The following is a 17,033-nucleotide window of genomic DNA, read 5'->3' as shown; positions in this document are numbered from 1 at the left end:
AATACACGTCTTCGAACTTCATAAGTCGAACTTCCTGTAACACTTCTGTCCGCTTCATAACGCCTCCTTTCGGAGACATGATAAAACCGGACAGATCGCATGTTACCTACACCGGACATATCGCTTGTTAGCGACAAAGGTCGCTAAAGAGGGTTGCTAGGTCGCAGCAAATGCGCAAACCTTGAATCGTAATTCAAGAAATGGCGTGGTCAACGCCGTCTAATAACAGGGAGTCCGCAATGAAAGAGCAACTCGACCATATGACGCAAAGCGTCACCTCCGGCAAAATGACCCGGCGGGAATTTATGGGCAAAACCGCAGCTCTGGGGATCAGCGCCGCTGTAGCAGGTAGCCTGTTCGCCCGCGCCGTCGAGGCCGCAGGTCCGGTCAAGGGCGGCACGCTGAAGATGGCATCCATCGGCGGCGGCAGCACAGATTCGCTCGACCCGGCGCTGGCCGCCAGCCAGGTGCCTTTCCACAACCTCAACCAGTTCGGCGAAACCCTCGTTAACGTGGACGAGAATGGCGCCATCGAAAACCGTCTGGCCGAAAGCGTTGAAGCCAGCGCAGACGCGAAGACCTGGACCTTCAAGATCCGCAGCGGCGTCGAATTCCACAACGGCAAGTCGCTGACCGCCGAAGACGTGATGCGCACCATGGAGCGTCACTCCAACGAAGACAGTAAATCTGGCGCCCTGGGCATCATGCGCGGCATCGAAGGCATGAAGGTCGATGGCGACAACTTCATCGTCGAGCTGGGCACCCCCAACGCTGACCTGCCCTATCTGCTGGCAGACTATCACCTGATGATCCAGCCCGATGGTGGCTTTGACGCCCCTGCAGCTGGCGTCGGCACCGGTGCCTACATGCTGGTCGCGGACGAACCTGGCGTGCGCCACACCTACAAGAAGAACCCGAACTATTGGGACGACACCCGCGGCCACGTCGACGAAGTCGAAATCGTGGTAATCAACGACGCAACCGCCCGTATGGCGGCTTTGCAGTCCGGTCAGGTTCACATTGCAAACCGCGTCGAGCCAAAGGTCGCAGGCCTTCTGGACCGGGCACCAAACCTGACTGTGCGCTCCACTGCTGGTCCGGGTCACTATGTGTTCATCATGCATTGCGACACCGCGCCGTTTGACAACAACGAACTGCGTCTGGCGCTGAAATATGCGATCAACCGTCAGGAAATGGTCGACAAGGTTCTGCGTGGCTACGGCTCTGTGGGCAACGACATGCCGATCAACGCGGCCTATCCGCTGTTCGACAGTGGCATTCCGCAGCGTGAGTACGATCCGGCCAAAGCGGCGGAGCACTACAAAAAGTCCGGCCACGATGGCAGCCCGATCATCCTGCGCGTCTCTGATGTTGCCTTCCCGGGCGCAATCGATGCAGCGCAGCTGTTCCAGCAGTCCGCAAACGCAGCCGGCATCCCGCTGGAGCTGAAGCGCGAGCCTGGTGATGGTTACTGGTCGGAAGTCTGGAACGCACAGCCGTTCTGCGCCTCTTATTGGGGTGGCCGTCCGGTGCAGGATCAGATGTACACCACCGCGTATCTGTCCACCGCGGACTGGAACGACACCCGGTTCAAGCGCGAAGACTTCGACGCCCTGCTGCTGCAGGCGCGCGGCGAACTGGACGATGCCAAGCGCAAAGGCCTGTACAAGCAGATGGGCATGATGGTGCGGGACGAAGGCGGTCTGATCTGCCCGATGTTCAACGACTTCATCGACGCCACCAGCAACAAGGTACAGGGCTGGATTTCGGACCCAACCGGCGATGTCATGTCGGGCAAATGGTCCCATAAGTGCTGGCTGGCCTGATAGAGGTTCTCCATGCACCCAGTAGTGAAACTCGTATCCCAGCGCCTAGCGCTGGGATTGCTCCTGTTGTTCGCCGCCTCAGCGCTGATCTTCCTGGGAACCTTGATCCTACCAGGCGATGTGGCTCAATCCATTCTCGGCCAATCCGCCACCCCTGAAGCCCTTGCAAACCTGCGCGAAGAACTGGGCCTGAACCGCCCGGCGCTGGTGCGTTATTTCGACTGGCTGTTCTCCGCCCTGCAGGGCGACCTTGGAATCGCCCTCACCAACGGTCAGGACATTGCCGAAAGCATCGGTAAACGTCTCGGCAACACCTTGTTCCTGGCATTCTGGGCAGCTGTTATTTCTGTGCCTCTGGCGATTTTCCTCGGCCTGCTGGCCGTGCGCTACCGCGATCGTTGGCCCGATAAGCTGATTTCTGCGGTGACCCTGGCGTCGATTTCGATCCCGGAATTCCTGATCGGCTACCTGCTGATCTACTTTGTCGCTGTGCAAATGGGGCTGTTCAGCTCTGTGGCGATGATCAACGATTCCATGTCGTTGTTTGAAAAACTGAATGCAATCGCCCTGCCCGTCGCTGTTCTGACACTGGTTGTTCTGGCGCATATGATGCGCATGACACGTGCTGCGATCCTCAATGTGATGCAATCGGCCTATATCGAAACCGCGGAACTGAAGGGCCTGAGCACATTCCACGTGATTGCGCGCCACGCCTTCCCAAACGCCATCGCGCCGATTGTAAACGTGGTCATGCTGAACCTCGCCTATCTGGTTGTCGGCGTCGTCGTGATCGAAGTGGTTTTCGTCTACCCCGGTATGGGCCAATATCTGGTCGACCATGTGTCCAAACGTGACGTGCCCGTTGTGCAGGCTTGTGGCCTGATCTTCGCCGCTGTCTACATTCTCTTGAACATGATTGCTGACATCGTTGCGATCCTGTCCAACCCGCGTCTGAGGCACCCGAAATGAAGAATATCCCTATCTCTGCAATGATCGGGCTGTTCTTTACGGCCCTCTATTTCCTGATGGCGATCTTTGCGCCTCTGCTGGCGCCTTACGGCATGGCAGAAGTCGTCGGAGACGTCTGGGAGCCGCGCTCTGCGGAGCATCTGCTTGGTACAGACAACATCGGTCGCGACCTGCTGAGCCGGATGATCTATGGTGGTCGCACCACCATCTTCATCGCAACGGCAGCAACGATCCTGTCGTTTGTCACCGGGTCTGTGCTCGGCTTCTTCGCCGCTGTTGCAGGTGGCTGGGTCGATCAGCTGCTGTCCCGCTTTGTCGATCTGATCATGTCGATCCCGACGTTGATCTTCGCGCTGGTGGTTCTGTCGGTGATGCCTGTGACTGTTCCGGTGCTGATCATCGTGATGGGCCTGTTGGACGCCACCCGCGTCTATCGCCTGGCCCGAGCGGTTGCTGTGGACATCGAAGTGATGGACTACGTCGAAGCGGCCCGTCTGCGCGGTGAGAAGATCAAATGGATCATCTTCCGTGAAATCCTGCCCAACGCGCTGTCACCGCTGGTGGCCGAAATGGGCCTGCGGTTCATCTTCATGGTGTTGTTTGTCTCCACCCTGTCGTTCCTTGGTCTTGGTGTTCAGCCGCCAGAGGCAGATTGGGGCGGCATCGTGAAAGAAAACAAGGACGGCATCGTCTATGGCATCCCTGCAGCACTGCTGCCTGCCTTTGCCATTGCGACCCTTGCGATCTCCGTGAACCTGGTTGCTGACTGGGTGCTGAACCGCACAACCTCACTGAAAGGAGGCCGCGGATGAGCGAACCTCTCGTGAAAGTGCGCAATCTAAAGATTGGCGCAACCGTCTACCCACCGGGCGAGAAACCCCATGACATCGAGATCGTTCACGGTGTCGACTTCGATCTGCAACCTGGCAAAGTGCTGGGCCTGATCGGAGAGTCCGGGGCGGGCAAATCCACCATCGGTCTGGCCTCCATGGCCTACGGCCGTGGTGGGGTGAAAATCACAGGTGGTGAGGTTTGGATCAACGGCCGTGATGTGCTGAAGTCCAAGCTGCGGGATGTGCGGCGGCTGCGCGGCGCAGAAGTCACCTATGTGTCGCAGTCGGCAGCAGCCTCCTTCAATCCGGCCAAAAAGATCATGGAACAGGTGATCGAAGCGGCGGTTGAACAGGGTAAGTTCTCCAAAAAGGACGCCGAAGCCCGCGCACGCACCCTGTTTGCCAAACTGGGTCTGCCGGATCCTGACAACATCGGGGAACGCTATCCGCACCAGGTGTCCGGAGGTCAGCTGCAGCGCTGCATGACCGCATTGGCGCTGTGCCCTGAGCCGGATCTGGTGGTGTTTGACGAGCCGACAACCGCGCTCGACGTGACCACCCAGATCGAAGTGCTGATGGCGATCAAAGAAGCCATTCGCGACACCGGTGTTGCCGCGCTCTACATCACCCATGACCTCGCGGTTGTGGCCCAGGTGAGCGACGACATCATGGTGCTGCGCCATGGCAATACTGTGGAATACGGCAGTGTTGATCAGATCATCAACAATCCTCAGGAAGACTACACCAAGGCTCTGGTCTCGGTGCGGTCCATCCACCACGAGGAAAAGGCGCCGACATCGGAGCCTGTCCTGAGCGTGCGCAACATCACCGCGCGCTACAAGGGCACCAATTTTGATGTTCTGCACAATGTGAACGTGGATCTCCACCCGGGCCAAACCCTGGCTGTGGTTGGCGAATCTGGGTCTGGCAAATCGACGCTGGCACGGGTCATCACTGGCCTGCTGCCACCGCGTGACGGCGAGATCGAGTTCGCAGGGCGTAAGCTGTCCGCTGATCTGGCCGGCCGCTCGCAGGAAGATCTGCGCGAACTGCAGATGATCTATCAGATGGCTGACGTGGCGATGAACCCGCGTCAAACCGTTGGCACAATCATCGGCCGTCCGCTGGAGTTCTACTTCGGCATGCGGGGTGCAGAAAAACGCAAGCGGATCCTGGAACTGCTGGATGAAATCGAATTGGGCGAAAGCTTCATCGATCGCTATCCTGCGGAGCTGTCGGGCGGTCAGAAACAGCGTGTCTGCATTGCGCGGGCACTGGCGGCCAAACCCAAGATGATCATCTGCGACGAGGTGACTTCGGCTCTGGACCCTCTGGTGGCAGATGGCATTCTCAAGCTGTTGCTGGAGCTGCAGAAGATCGAAAACGTGGCCTATCTGTTCATCACCCATGATCTTGCGACCGTGCGTGCCATCTCTGACAACATCGCTGTGATGTATCAGGGCAAGGTGCAGCGCTATGGTGGCAAGACAGAGGTGCTGAGCCCACCATTTGACGATTACACCGATCTCCTGCTCAGCTCGGTTCCTGAAATGCGGCTGGGCTGGCTGGAAGAGGTCATCGCCAACCGCAAAATGGAAAGCGCGGGCAACTGATCAGCCAAACAGGATCGCGGCCCACAGGACAAAGGCCGAGATAGCAAAACAATGGCCTGCACCACATCGGTGTGGGCCATTTCTTTTGAGCCACGCAGCCCACGCGACTATCACAAACGTCTTTCGGCGGTCGTTTTTTGAACAGCAATTCAAGAATTTGACACAAAGATGGACCAAACACACCCGCACAACACAGGACTCGGGTCATGAACAACAAACTCCTCCTTATCATTCTTGATGGTGTTCCCTGGCGCAATTTCCGCCGCTTGTTTGGCAATCTGGAAGGCTGGGTCGACAGCGGTGATGCGCGGGTCTGGAAGCTGCGGGCGGTTCTGCCCTCTATTTCGGCCAGCTGCTATGCCTCGATCCACACGGGCGTGGCGCCTGCCATTCACGGCTGTACCGGGAATGCGAATGTGTTCCGCCTGAAGGAAAAGGATGTGTTTGCACAGGTGCGCGAAGCGGGCGGTGTCACCGGGGCAGTGGCCCACAGCTACTGGTCTTCCTTCTTCAATCGTCATCCTTTCGATCCGGTTATGGACGTCGAATACGACGAGCCCGAAAGTGCCACCATCAACCATGGTCGCTTCCACAGCATGGCTGGATACAACCTGGACAACCAGATGACCCCATCGGATGTGGATCTGTTTGGCACGCTCACCAACCTGTGCCTGCGCTTCGGGCTCGACTATGGCATGCTGCACACCTGCACATTGGACAGCATGGGGCATCGGTTCTTCCACGACTGTCAGGAAATGGACCACGCCTGTTTTGTGATGGACGAAATGCTGGCTCCCTTCATCACGCGTTGGCGCGATATGGGCTATGAAGTTATCGTCACAGCCGATCACGGGCAGGATGAACGCGGCCACCATGGCGGACGCGGCGCGTTGCAGCAAGAAACAGCGCTCTACTACTTTGGCACCGCAGAGGGACCGGACGCAGATGAGGTGATCGATCAACGCCGCCTTGCGCCAACGATTCTGTCCCGCCTCGGCGCACCGATCGCGGACACGATGAAGGGCGAACCTTTCCTCACATAAAGATCCATGCAAGGCTCCGAGTGGTGCCTTATCCGCCCATTTGGAGCCCTGCATGACCCGACGTTTTGCGACTGTCTGTGTCGTCTTTATCGCCTGTGCCCTGACACTGTTCTCTTCGCCATCACAGACACAGATACAAGCACAAGCAAAGGCGCATGATCCCTGCGAGGATCTGTGGTTCACCCGCAATCTGATCATGGATCGGGCGGGGCTTTGTTTTGCCAGCGAACTGGGCCAACGCGTCTTTGGCAATCAGGGCTGTCTTGGGACCTCGGTTCTGGTCGATGCCAAGGCCGCCCGACTGCTGCAAGCCCTGCGCGGTCGAGAACAGCTGCTGAATTGCCAGATCGACACCAGCGCACAAGGGCTGCGCCTCCCGGATGCCTCCTGGCGGATGCTCATGATCGACCTGCCAGTTGCCAGCCAGTCGGCAAGCATCTGCATCGGATGGCGGGCAGATCCGGCACCATTACATTCTGGCCGCGACAGCAGCTCTGCCCGCGTCGGTATTGTCCGGCCAAATGACACTCTCCGCTATCGCCATGATCCCGTTGGGAACTGGCACTACGTCACGGTGCACGACAGCCGGTGGCGTCTGAAAGCCGCCGGTTGGCTGCGGCACAGCCACCGCGATGGGACCGGCCGACGCCAGAGCTGCACCCAGGTCGCGGCTGGCTGAGCGGCGTCAATCGTAGGGCCAGAGCCCCTGCCCCAACGCTTCTACGGCGACGGTGATCCGCTCAAAACTGTCGCGCGCCCGACCCACCGTATGGCGCGCCCGCAAGTAGCCGTGGACCAGGCCTGCTTCGTTGATCCAAGTGGCCTTTCCGCCCGCCGCCAGAACCCGGTCGCGGTAGTCGCGGGAATCGTCGCGCACCGGATCGCAATCGGCTGAGACGAGAACAGTTGCAGGCAGATTGGTGAAATCCGGATCGGACAGCGGTGTGAGCGTTGGATCCGCTTTGGTCGGGTCTGTACCGTCTGCCGCGCGGATGTTGCCGTAAAACAGGATATCCTCGCGGGTGAGCATCGGCGCATGAGCGTGTTCGATGTAGGATCCTGCATCAATATCACCACCGAAGGCGCCGTAGATCAGCACCTGACCGGCAATATCGTCAATACGCCCCCGGGCATGATGCGCGACTGCAGCACAAAGGTTGGCCCCGGCGCTATCCCCCACCAGCACGATGTCACCATCGAAACTGGCGCTCACCCATTGGCAGACGGCCCAGGCATCATCAAAAGCTGCAGGATGGCGGTGCTCTGGTGCCAGGCGATAATCCACTGCCACAACCCGATACCCGGTCTGGGCGCAGAGTTCGGCGCAGACGTCATCATGACTGTCGAGCCCCCCGACCACAAAACCACCACCGTGGCAGAACAATACCGTGAAGCCCGGCGTGCCCGCAGTGTAGATCCGAACCGGCACATCGCCAACGGAGCGGTCTTCGCAGACAACTACATCGGGTCGGGCCACGCGAAATTCAGCCGCCATAGCGTTATAAACCGCGCGTTGTTCTGCAATCGACAGATCGACGGCATCATCGGGATAGCATTCGCCGGTTTTGCGGATGAAGGCCCAGGTTTCTTCGTCAATCAACCGTTCGTAGTTCATCCCTGCATCCTCTTTGCCGACTGGTCTGCAGCCGAGCCTATCAGCGCAGCACACAAAGGCCATGGAAAATCACAAATAAAAAGCGCCCCGACGGACGGGACGCTCTGGATCTTGGGATTGGCCGCACTCAGCTCTTTGGCATCGGCTCCCAGGGGCGGGTAAAGGCCCCCAGCACATCAGAGATATCCGCAGCCTTGGCCCCGTTGTCTTCGACCTGAGCCACAAGGCCACGCGCCTTGTCATCGACGACGGCTTCGACCCGTGCAGGCAGCCCTGCCTTCAACAGAGCTTCGTTGTAGATCCGGGTGATGGCATGTTTGCGCAGATCCGGTTTGAACACTTTGCCCACAGCGGTTTTGGGCAATTCGTCCATGACGGTCACATGTTTGGGGATCGCCGCACGTTCATGCACATGAACCTGGCAATATTCCAGCAGCTCCTGGGCAGAGGCCGTCGCCCCGTCCACCAGTTCGACAAAGGCGCAGGGCAGTTCGCCGGAGTGCGCATCTGGCTGGCCAATCGCCCCGGCAAACGCCACGGCCTCGTGGCCCAGCAGCGCCTCTTCGATCTCTGCGGGATCGATGTTATGCCCGCCCCGGATGATCAGATCTTTTGCCCGACCGGTGATCCACAGATACCCATCAGGATCCAGACGACCCAGATCGCCAGTCCGCAAATAGGTGTCCTGGAAGTAAAGATCCGCGTTCTTTGCTGCTTCTGTGTACGTGTTGCCCGCAAAGACGCCGGGGTTGGAAATGCAGATCTCACCGATTTCATCTTCGGCGCATTCTACCAGACCCTCTGGCGAAGATTTGACGATCTTGACGTTGGTGTAGGGCAGCGGGATGCCGATGGAGCCCACCTTTTTCTCGCCATCCACGGGGTTGCAGGACACCAGACAGGTCGCCTCCGTCAGGCCGTACCCCTCCACGATGGTGACGCCTGTGGCATCTTCGAACCTGCGGAACAGTTCCAGTGGCAGTGGCGCGGACCCAGAAAAGGCTGTTTTCACAGTAGAAATATCGGCATTCACCGGGCGCTGCATCTTGGCCGAAATGGCCGTTGGCACCGTGATGATGAAGGTGATTTTCCAACGCTCAATCAGTTTCCAGAAGTTATCAAACACCCCCTCGCCCCGGTAGCCCTGCGGCGTCGGGAAAACCACATGGGCCCCGGATGCGACAGCAGCCATCAGGATCACATGGCAGGCAAAGACATGAAACAGCGGCAACGGACACATGATGTTGTCGGTCTCGCTGAACAGCAGCTTGCTGCCCAGCCAGCCGTTGTAGTTCATACCGTGATAGGTGTGTTGGGCGACCTTCGGCATGCCCGTTGTCCCACCCGTGTGGAAGTAGCAGGCTACCCGGTCCTCTTCGGAATCGGCAAAAGACAGTGTGGTCGGATGCTTCGCCAGCTCTTTGGTGAAGCTCTTGTAGCTGGCATGCGCAAGCTTATCCATGTTTTCCAGCTTGGGACGGATCAGAGGCACGATCCAGGATTTAGGCGGTGTCAGATACGGGTTGAGATCGACTTCCAGAACCGTGTTGACCTTGGGTGCGTGGCGCACCGCTTCGGCCACCTTCTGGGCGACGTCTGTTTTCGGGAACGGTTTGAGCGTGACAACCACCTTGGCGCCAGTTTCACGCAGGATAGATGCGATCTGCTCCGGCTCCAGAAGGGGATTGATCGGATTTGCGATACCGGCCACCGCACCGCCCAGTAGGGTCACAACGGTTTCGTTACAGTTTGGCAGCACATAGGCGATCACATCACTTTCGCCAACGCCGAGAGCGCGAAACATGTTGGCGGCCTGTGTCACCTTATCCTTCAAGGTCCGCCAGGTCAGCGTCTGTGCCTTATCCGTAGGCCCTGACAAGATCTGATAACTGACAGCTTTGTTGTCGGGGAATTTTTCCGCCGTCCGAGACAGCAGCCCATAGAGCGTTGTCGGCATGTTGCGCTGCGCAAACGGCATTTCGTTTTCCAGCGCCAAACAGTCTGCTACTGAAGCAAATCCCATCGTTTCCTCCCTATAGCCCTTTTCTTTGCGTAGGGCGTTATCCGTACAAAATGGGTCGAAAACCGGGGCTGTGCAAGGGACTGCCACAGATCACGTGAAGGAAGGCGCCGCTGTGACGCTGCGACACAGCCGGGATCCGCGTGCGATAGCCCTTGTTTTGCAGTCGGATTTGCGGCGGTTACTCCGCAGCGGCCACCCCATCGGTGAACTGCAGCCGCGCCAGTCGCGCATAGAGCCCGCCTTCGGCGACCAACTGGTCGTGGGTGCCAACAGCGACGATGCGCCCCGCGTCCATGACGACGATGCGGTCGGCCTTTTTCACGGTGGCCAGACGATGCGCAACAATCAGAGTTGTGCGGCCCTGGCTCAGCTCATCCACCGCCGTTTGAACCGCCCGTTCGCTTTCCGCGTCCAAGGCTGATGTCGCCTCATCCAACAGCAGAACCGGCGCATTGCGCAAAATCGCGCGGGCAATGGCGATGCGCTGCTTTTGCCCACCAGACAGCATCACACCGCGTTCGCCGACCTCACTGTCATAGCCCTCCGGCAATGCCTCGATAAAGTCATGCGCAGCGGCGGCCTCTGCAGCGGCTTCTACCTCTGCGTCGCTGGCAGAGGGGCGGCCGAAGCGGATGTTTTCACGCGCGCTTCCGGCAAAAATCACCGGTTCCTGCGGAACCAAGGCGACGTGGCTGCGATAGGCTTCGCGTGCCATATCCGTCAACGCAATACCATCCAGGCGCACCACACCCGAATCCGGATCATAAAACCGCTCAATCATCTGGATAATGGTGGTTTTGCCCGCACCGGATGGGCCGACGAAGGCCACGGTTTCTCCGGGTTCGACGGTCAAAGAGACCTGATCAAGCGCTGGTGTGGCGGGTCGGGCCGGATAGCGGAAGGTCACAGCGTCGAATTGGATCTGCCCGCGCACCGGCACTGGCAGGGTTTGGGGCTGCGCCGGATCCTGTACCGTATCCGTTGCGGTCAGCAGTTCGACCAGACGTTCTGTGGCACCCGCGGCGCGTTGCAGCTCGCTCCAGATTTCGGACAACGCGGCGACAGAACCCGCCACCAGCACCGCGTAGATAACGAACTGGACCAATGTGCCTTCGCTCATCCCGCCGTCGCGGACCGCATTGGCGCCCATCCAAAGGACGCCCACAATCCCCGAAAAAACCAGAAAAATCACGATGACTGTCAGAAAGGCTCGTGTGCGGATCCGGTCCATGGACACATCAAAAGCGGTTTCCGTCATGCGGGCAAACGCGGCGCGGCTTTTGTCTTCGTGGGTGTAGGCCTGCACGGTCTGAACCGCGCCAATCGCCTCACCAGCGTTACCAGAGGACGCAGCAATCCAATCCTGGTTTTCCTTGCTGATGCGGCGCAACCGACGACCCAGAACCAAAATCGGCACAATCACGGTCGGCACAATCAGGAGCACCATGCCCGTCAGTTTCGCCGAGGTCAGCAGCATCAACACAAGACCACCAAAGAAAATCAACAGGTTGCGCAACGCAATCGACACCGAAGAGCCCAGCACAGATTGGATCAACGTGGTGTCTGTGGTGATCCGGCTCAGCACCTCGCCGGTCATGATTTTCTCATAGAACGCCGGGCTCATGCCGATCACCCGATCAAACACGGCCATACGGATGTCCGACACAACCCGTTCGCCCAGACGGGTCACCAGGGCGTACCGCAGCCCTGTCCCGATGGCGAGCAGTCCGGCAATCACCAGAGCCGCGACAAAATACTGGTTCAGCAGCGCCGTGTCAGACAGACGAAAATTGTCGACAACCCGGCGCACAGCCAGCGGCAGGGTCAGCGACAAAGCCGCGGTCAGCACCAGCGCCAGTGTGGCGGTTACCATCAGCAGACGATAGGGGCGCAAAAAGGGCCAAAGGGCTGAAAGCACGCCAATTTTGCGCGATGACTTGCGCTCGTCCTCTGCTGTCGGGACACCGGTGTTGGCAGCCATATCTGCTCCTTCGATCGTCATGTTGCGCCGCTTGTGTTTTCAGCGCATCGCGAGTGTCATGACGCTCACAGCGCAGCCCGTCAAGCGGCCAGCCCCCGTCAAACCGCCGCATGTCGATCAAATTGCGCATCTAACCGGTCGTTTTGGACACGGAATGAGTGATCACAGGTCAAGGAGGGATGTCTGGAGCGGGTAGCGGGAATCGAACCCGCACCTTAAGCTTGGAAGGCTCTTATGATACCATTTCACCATACCCGCACTCAGTGACACGGTCTATAAATCGCGCTCTGTGGAGCGTCAAGCGGTCGCTGGCGGGTTTTTCGGTTTTTCGCGAGCCGCCTCGGGCAATTGCACAGCAACCCACTGTCAGGACGCGAAAAACACGCGCGCGCCGCGCTGTAACAGCCAACGTCCTACCATTCGATCAACCCAATTTGGCAGTTACAGTTCGCAAACCTCCAGCGCTCTGTCGAGGCACCCCTGTCAGACACCAGAGACACCCTCTGCACACTCTCTCTGCTCAGACCTGTGCAGCAAGCTGCAACACGCTCCTTTCATGTCACTGGTCGCAATGGATTTGGGCTGCTAGGCTCCTCCACAACTGCCGAACGCCCAACGAAACGGAGCAATGGCGGTTGCGGAGCAAACTTGGGCGGGACAGCGATGCAAACCTCGCGTGATAGCGAAACACAGCCGGAGCCGGATGCCGCTGCCAGCACGCAGCGCAGCCTGAACAGCGCGATGATCATCGAGGATCACCCGCTGTTTTGTGATGCGCTGATGATGACATTGCGCAGCTCGGTGGGCATCACCACAACTGCGACGGCTCAGACCTTGCAAAATGCAATGGATCAACTGGCTGCTGGCGCTTTGGTCGATGTGATCCTGCTGGATTTGAACCTTCCGGATGTGGATGGGCTGGACGGGTTGGTGCGGCTGCGAAACACCACCGAGGCTCCGATTTTGATCGTCTCCTCCATGGCTGACGACCGGATCATTTCAGCCGCAATTCATGCGGGTGCCGCTGGGTTTGTGCCCAAACACAGCCAGCGTGAGGTCTATCAAAGCGCCTTTGCTGCGCTGCGCGAGGGCCGCACGTTCATCCCAGCGGGTTTTCAGCTTGCACCGCATAGTGACGCGGCCACGGATGCGACCCATGATGCGACCACCCGGCTTGCGTCGCTGACAAATCAGCAGGCAAGGATCCTGCAATTGATCTGCGCTGGAAAACTGAACAAACAGATCGCCTATGATCTGTCGATCGCCGAAGCCACGGTCAAGGCGCATGTCACCGCCATCATGCGCAAACTGGGCGTCCAAAGCCGCACCCAAGCCGTTCTGATCGCTCAGGAAACCAGCTTCGCAAAGGTCTTGCACGATTTGGGTTAGCGACAGTAGCATCGCATATGCCAGATCAACTGCCCTCCTCGCTGCCTGCGCTTGGGCGCGACCACTCTGCGGATCAACAGCGCATCGTGCGCACCGCCTTTGCCGCGGCGACCGATCCGGATCCCGCCGCTGTTCTGGCCGCCGCGCTCTCCCCAGTGGAGGAGCTGGAGCTGATCATATTGTTTGTATCGCCCGACTGCGATCTGGACCCGTTTCTGGCTGCCGCGCGCAGACATTTTTTCACGACTAAAATTGTGGGCTGCACCACCGCGGGTGAAATCGGGGCTGGCGGCTACACCGACGGCACCATCGTGGCGGTCGGCCTGCCGCGCAGTCATTTTGACACCCAGGTTCTGAAGGTGCCAGATCTTGCCGCATATGACAGCCAGGCCGTGACGGACCAGATGGTGCGCAACCGCATGGCCTTGCAACGGCGCACCCCGGATTGGACGGGCGAGTTTGCGCTGCTGCTGGTGGATGGCCTGTCGATGCGCGAGGACGCGCTGACAGCAGATATTGCGCCTGCATTGGGACCGGTTCCTCTGTTTGGTGGCTCTGCTGGTGATGGCGTTGGATTTGGGCAGACCTTTGTGATCTGCGATGGCCAGCCCCTCAGCAACGCGGCGACCTTGGTCCAGGTGCGCAGCAGCTGTTCGATCGAGGTGATCACCACCGATCATCTGACACCGAGCGCCCAGCGCATGGTGGTCACAGGCGCCGATCCAGACAGGCGTTTGGTCTATGAAATCAACGCAGAACCAGCCGCCCGGGAATACGCCCGACTGTTGGGAAAGGATCCCGAGCAACTGACGACCTTCACCTTTGCGGCCCATCCCCTGGTGGTGCGGATTGGCGGGCGTCATCATGTCCGCGCCATTCGCCAGGTCGCCGATACCGGGGAGTTGGTGTTTTTCTCTGCCATCGACGAAGGCGTGGTTCTGACGCTTGCCGCCTCTCAGGATATGGTGGCCCATCTCGATGGCACCCTGCGCGCGCTGAGCCATGATCAGACGCCGGATGTAATATTGGCCTTTGATTGCCTCTTGCGGCGGATGGAAGCGCAGCAAAAACAGCTCACACCGCAAATTTCAGCCCTGTTGGCGCAGCACCGGGCGGTGGGGTTTTGTACCTATGGCGAGCAGACCAATTCGATGCATGTCAACCAGACGCTGACGGGCGTTGCGATCTATCCCCCGCCCGTTTCTAAGGTGCCTCTGTCTGACCTGCCCGCGTCTAACCCGTTCAACACAAACGGATCACGATGACCCACGATCCGCATCAGTCGCAGGCACCCAGCGCCCAGCCCACCCCCTCCGGCCTGGCCGGAACCGAGGGGCTGATTGATCCGCAAGACAGCCTGCAGCGGCAGAACCAAAAACTGCTGAAGATCGTCGCGACACTGATGCGCAGGGTCGAACAGGATACCGATGCCTCCGGCGTCGCCTATGCACAGTTTGAACGCGCTGCGATGCTCGAGGCGGAGGTGCGCAGCCGCACCCGCGATCTGCAGCACACGTTGGAACTGCTGAACCGCTCCAACAGCAAACTGGCGCAGGCCAATCGCGAAACAGAAGCGGCCCGCGCCAATCTGACCAACGCCATCGAAACCATCCAGGAAGGTTTCGCACTGTTTGATCCGCAGGATCGGCTGGTGATGTACAACAGCCGCTTTGGAATGCACATGGCCGATCTGCGACCGCAGCTGACCAGCGGTCTGCGGTTCGAAACCTATGTCCACCTCGCCAGCCAGAGCCCGGACCTCGCCCTGGCCAAAGGGGTCAGCGCGCAGGACTGGGCCAGACGCAGGTTGGACCGTCACACCCAGACCAGCGTGATGTTCAATGTGGAAATGACTGGCAACCGTTGGGTGCAGGTCAGCGAGCATCGCACCGGTGATGGCGGCACCGTGATCCTGCAGACGGATATCTCAGACATCATGCGTCTGCAGCATCAGGAACGCGAACGGCTGTTGGATGATCAGGCGCGGCTGATCCAGGCCACGCTGGAGCATCTGAACCAAGGCGTCGGCATCTTTGACGGTGCGGGCCAATTGGTGGGTTGGAACCAGCTGCTCGCCGATCTGCTGGCGATCCCCGCCACCAAGCTGCAGCTTGGCCTGCCATTTGCCATGATTCTGGAGTGGTTGCGCAGCGATTTCACCTTTGATGGTGCGGTTTCGGCGGATGATGTCGCAAGATGGAGCCGGCGGGACGCGGATCGGGTGCCGCTGGCCTTTGATCTTCATCACAGCGATCACCGCATCCTGACGGTGTTCATGCAGCAGATGCCAGATGATGGATTTGTAATCAGCTTCACGGATGTCACGCGGGAACGTCAGGCGGTCCGCGCCATGCGGGCTGCAAAAGAAACGCTGGAGGATCGCGTCGCTGCCCGCACCCTCGAACTGCAAGACGCACTGAGGGTCGCAGAGCGGGCCAATGCCTCAAAATCGCGGTTCGTTGCGGCGGCCTCCCACGATCTGCTGCAACCTCTGTCTGCCGCCAAGCTGTTCGTAGCGGCGCTGGACAGCGAATTGTCCGGGGATGGCGCACGTGATACATTGGCCAAGGCGGCGAGCGCTCTGGACAGCGTTGAGGATCTGTTGACTGCGCTGCTGGATATCTCCCGTTTTGATTCCGGTCGCGCAAGCACGCAAACAGGCGCGGTGCATCTGGATGTTCTGCTCACACAGCTGGGCGATGAACTGCGGCCGTCTGCCCAAACCAAAGGGATCGATCTGCGTTTGCGACCAACCCGCGTTCAAGTTCTCAGCGACGCAACCTATCTGCGGCGCATCGTGCAGAACCTCATGACCAATGCGATCAGATACACCCATACGGGCGGTGTTTTGGTTGGCGTCCGCCGCCGCGGCGCGTGTGTCAGGTTGGAGATTTGGGACACCGGCGTTGGTATTGCCGCTACGGATCAAACCCGCATTTTCGCAGAATTCCAACGCATCAACGCCACCGCCAGCGCCGCCGATGGCATGGGCCTTGGTCTGGCCATCGTGGAGCGCGCCTGTGCCTTGCTGGATCATCCGCTGTCGTTGCGCTCGGTTCCGGGCAAAGGCACCGTGTTTGCGATAGAATTGCCCTGCGTTGAGACACACACAGACATAAGCCGTGGTTCAGGCAGAGGTTCAGGAAGAGATTCAGGCGAAAATTCGAAGAGAATTTCTGGCACCGATACAGGCGACGCCACACCCGTCCATGCAGACACCGACATGACTGATACGGACGCATATATAGGCCGTGACGCCAATCAGCCCTCTGACGCCCCCCGCACAGATACAGCCACAAACACGTTGATCGTCCTGCTGATCGAACACGATCCAGACCTGCGACAGGCGCTCACACTGACGTTGGAGCAGTGGGGCATGGAAGTGCTGACCTGCGCCAGCGAACAGGACGCCATCGATCTGATCGCCGAGATCGGCATCCTGCCTGATGTCTTGATTGCCGACATGCAGCTGCCCCAGGGGTGTTCTGGTGGTGACGCGATTGCCAACCTGTGCCAAAGGTTTGCCCCGCTTCCCGCCTGTCTCATCTCCGCGGACCACAGCGCGGCGGCCCGCAACATTGCCAGTGAGCTGGGCGTGCCTTTATTCCATAAACCCATTGATCCACGGGCATTATTGGCCTTCCTAAAGGCCCAACGCCCGCGAACCAACTGACCTGTTGCGCAGCATCGCGCGTGGCTCCTCCTTGTCGTTTCGCTCTGCCAGACCACATATGCAGCTGA

General features: G+C 59.2%; 12 protein-coding genes and 1 tRNA gene. 9 read left to right on the top strand and 4 right to left on the bottom strand.

Annotated features, from left to right (window positions below; all coding sequences use genetic code 11):
• The first annotated feature begins 239 nt into the window (after positions 1-239).
• The 6 genes from Q0C28_RS05860 to Q0C28_RS05835 all read left to right on the top strand — a co-directional run bounded on the left by Q0C28_RS05860 (position 240) and on the right by Q0C28_RS05835 (position 6,963).
• Complete coding sequence (locus Q0C28_RS05860) at positions 240-1,826, top strand: ABC transporter substrate-binding protein (RefSeq protein WP_293573731.1); 1,587 nt, start codon at positions 240-242, stop codon at positions 1,824-1,826.
• Between the two features lie 12 nt (positions 1,827-1,838).
• The gene (locus tag Q0C28_RS05855; RefSeq protein ID WP_293573729.1) at positions 1,839-2,795 is read left to right on the top strand and encodes an ABC transporter permease; all 957 of its coding nucleotides are present in this window, start codon (positions 1,839-1,841) and stop codon (positions 2,793-2,795) included.
• Positions 2,792-3,607: an ABC transporter permease gene (locus Q0C28_RS05850; RefSeq protein WP_293573727.1), complete on the top strand. Its 816-nt coding sequence runs from the start codon at positions 2,792-2,794 to the stop codon at positions 3,605-3,607. Before Q0C28_RS05855 ends, Q0C28_RS05850 begins: the two co-directional genes overlap by 4 nt.
• Positions 3,604-5,241: an ABC transporter ATP-binding protein gene (locus tag Q0C28_RS05845; RefSeq protein WP_293573725.1), complete on the top strand. Its 1,638-nt coding sequence runs from the start codon at positions 3,604-3,606 to the stop codon at positions 5,239-5,241. Before Q0C28_RS05850 ends, Q0C28_RS05845 begins: the two co-directional genes overlap by 4 nt.
• Before the next feature lie 206 nt (positions 5,242-5,447).
• Entirely contained in the window at positions 5,448-6,284 is an 837-nt protein-coding gene (locus Q0C28_RS05840; protein ID WP_293573723.1) for an alkaline phosphatase family protein, read from the top strand.
• Between the two features lie 52 nt (positions 6,285-6,336).
• On the top strand, positions 6,337-6,963 hold the full coding sequence (locus Q0C28_RS05835; RefSeq protein WP_293573721.1) for a DUF4453 domain-containing protein: 627 nt from the start codon (positions 6,337-6,339) through the stop codon (positions 6,961-6,963).
• A gap of 6 nt (positions 6,964-6,969) precedes the next feature.
• On the opposite strand, the gene Q0C28_RS05830 is transcribed toward Q0C28_RS05835, so the two are convergent.
• The 4 genes from Q0C28_RS05830 to Q0C28_RS05815 form a co-directional block, all read right to left on the bottom strand.
• Entirely contained in the window at positions 6,970-7,899 is a 930-nt protein-coding gene (locus Q0C28_RS05830; RefSeq protein ID WP_293573719.1) for an alpha/beta hydrolase, read from the bottom strand.
• Between the two features lie 127 nt (positions 7,900-8,026).
• Positions 8,027-9,922 (bottom strand): acyl-CoA synthetase, encoded by a 1,896-nt coding sequence (locus Q0C28_RS05825; RefSeq protein WP_293573717.1) that lies wholly within the window; start codon positions 9,920-9,922, stop codon positions 8,027-8,029.
• A gap of 178 nt (positions 9,923-10,100) precedes the next feature.
• Entirely contained in the window at positions 10,101-11,903 is a 1,803-nt protein-coding gene (locus tag Q0C28_RS05820; protein ID WP_293573715.1) for an ABC transporter transmembrane domain-containing protein, read from the bottom strand.
• A gap of 184 nt (positions 11,904-12,087) precedes the next feature.
• A tRNA-Gly gene (locus Q0C28_RS05815) sits at positions 12,088-12,161 on the bottom strand.
• A 483-nt stretch (positions 12,162-12,644) separates the two neighbouring features.
• Here Q0C28_RS05815 and Q0C28_RS05810 point away from each other — a divergent pair.
• From Q0C28_RS05810 to Q0C28_RS05800, 3 genes are read left to right on the top strand one after another with little or no spacing between them, the layout of a single operon-like run.
• Positions 12,645-13,292 (top strand): response regulator transcription factor, encoded by a 648-nt coding sequence (locus Q0C28_RS05810; protein ID WP_293573732.1) that lies wholly within the window; start codon positions 12,645-12,647, stop codon positions 13,290-13,292.
• 17 nt (positions 13,293-13,309) lie between these two features.
• A complete protein-coding gene (locus Q0C28_RS05805) occupies positions 13,310-14,557 on the top strand; it encodes an FIST N-terminal domain-containing protein (protein WP_293573713.1) in 1,248 nt (415 codons plus the stop codon).
• Positions 14,554-16,965: a PAS-domain containing protein gene (locus Q0C28_RS05800; RefSeq protein ID WP_293573711.1), complete on the top strand. Its 2,412-nt coding sequence runs from the start codon at positions 14,554-14,556 to the stop codon at positions 16,963-16,965. Before Q0C28_RS05805 ends, Q0C28_RS05800 begins: the two co-directional genes overlap by 4 nt.
• The last annotated feature ends 68 nt before the right edge of the window (positions 16,966-17,033 follow it).

It is taken from the genome of Phaeobacter sp., assembly GCF_022825805.1.
In the GTDB taxonomy this organism is placed as follows: domain Bacteria; phylum Pseudomonadota; class Alphaproteobacteria; order Rhodobacterales; family Rhodobacteraceae; genus Phaeobacter.
The sequence above is the reverse complement of the archived record's forward strand: the minus strand, read 5'-3'. Positions and strand labels throughout refer to the sequence as shown.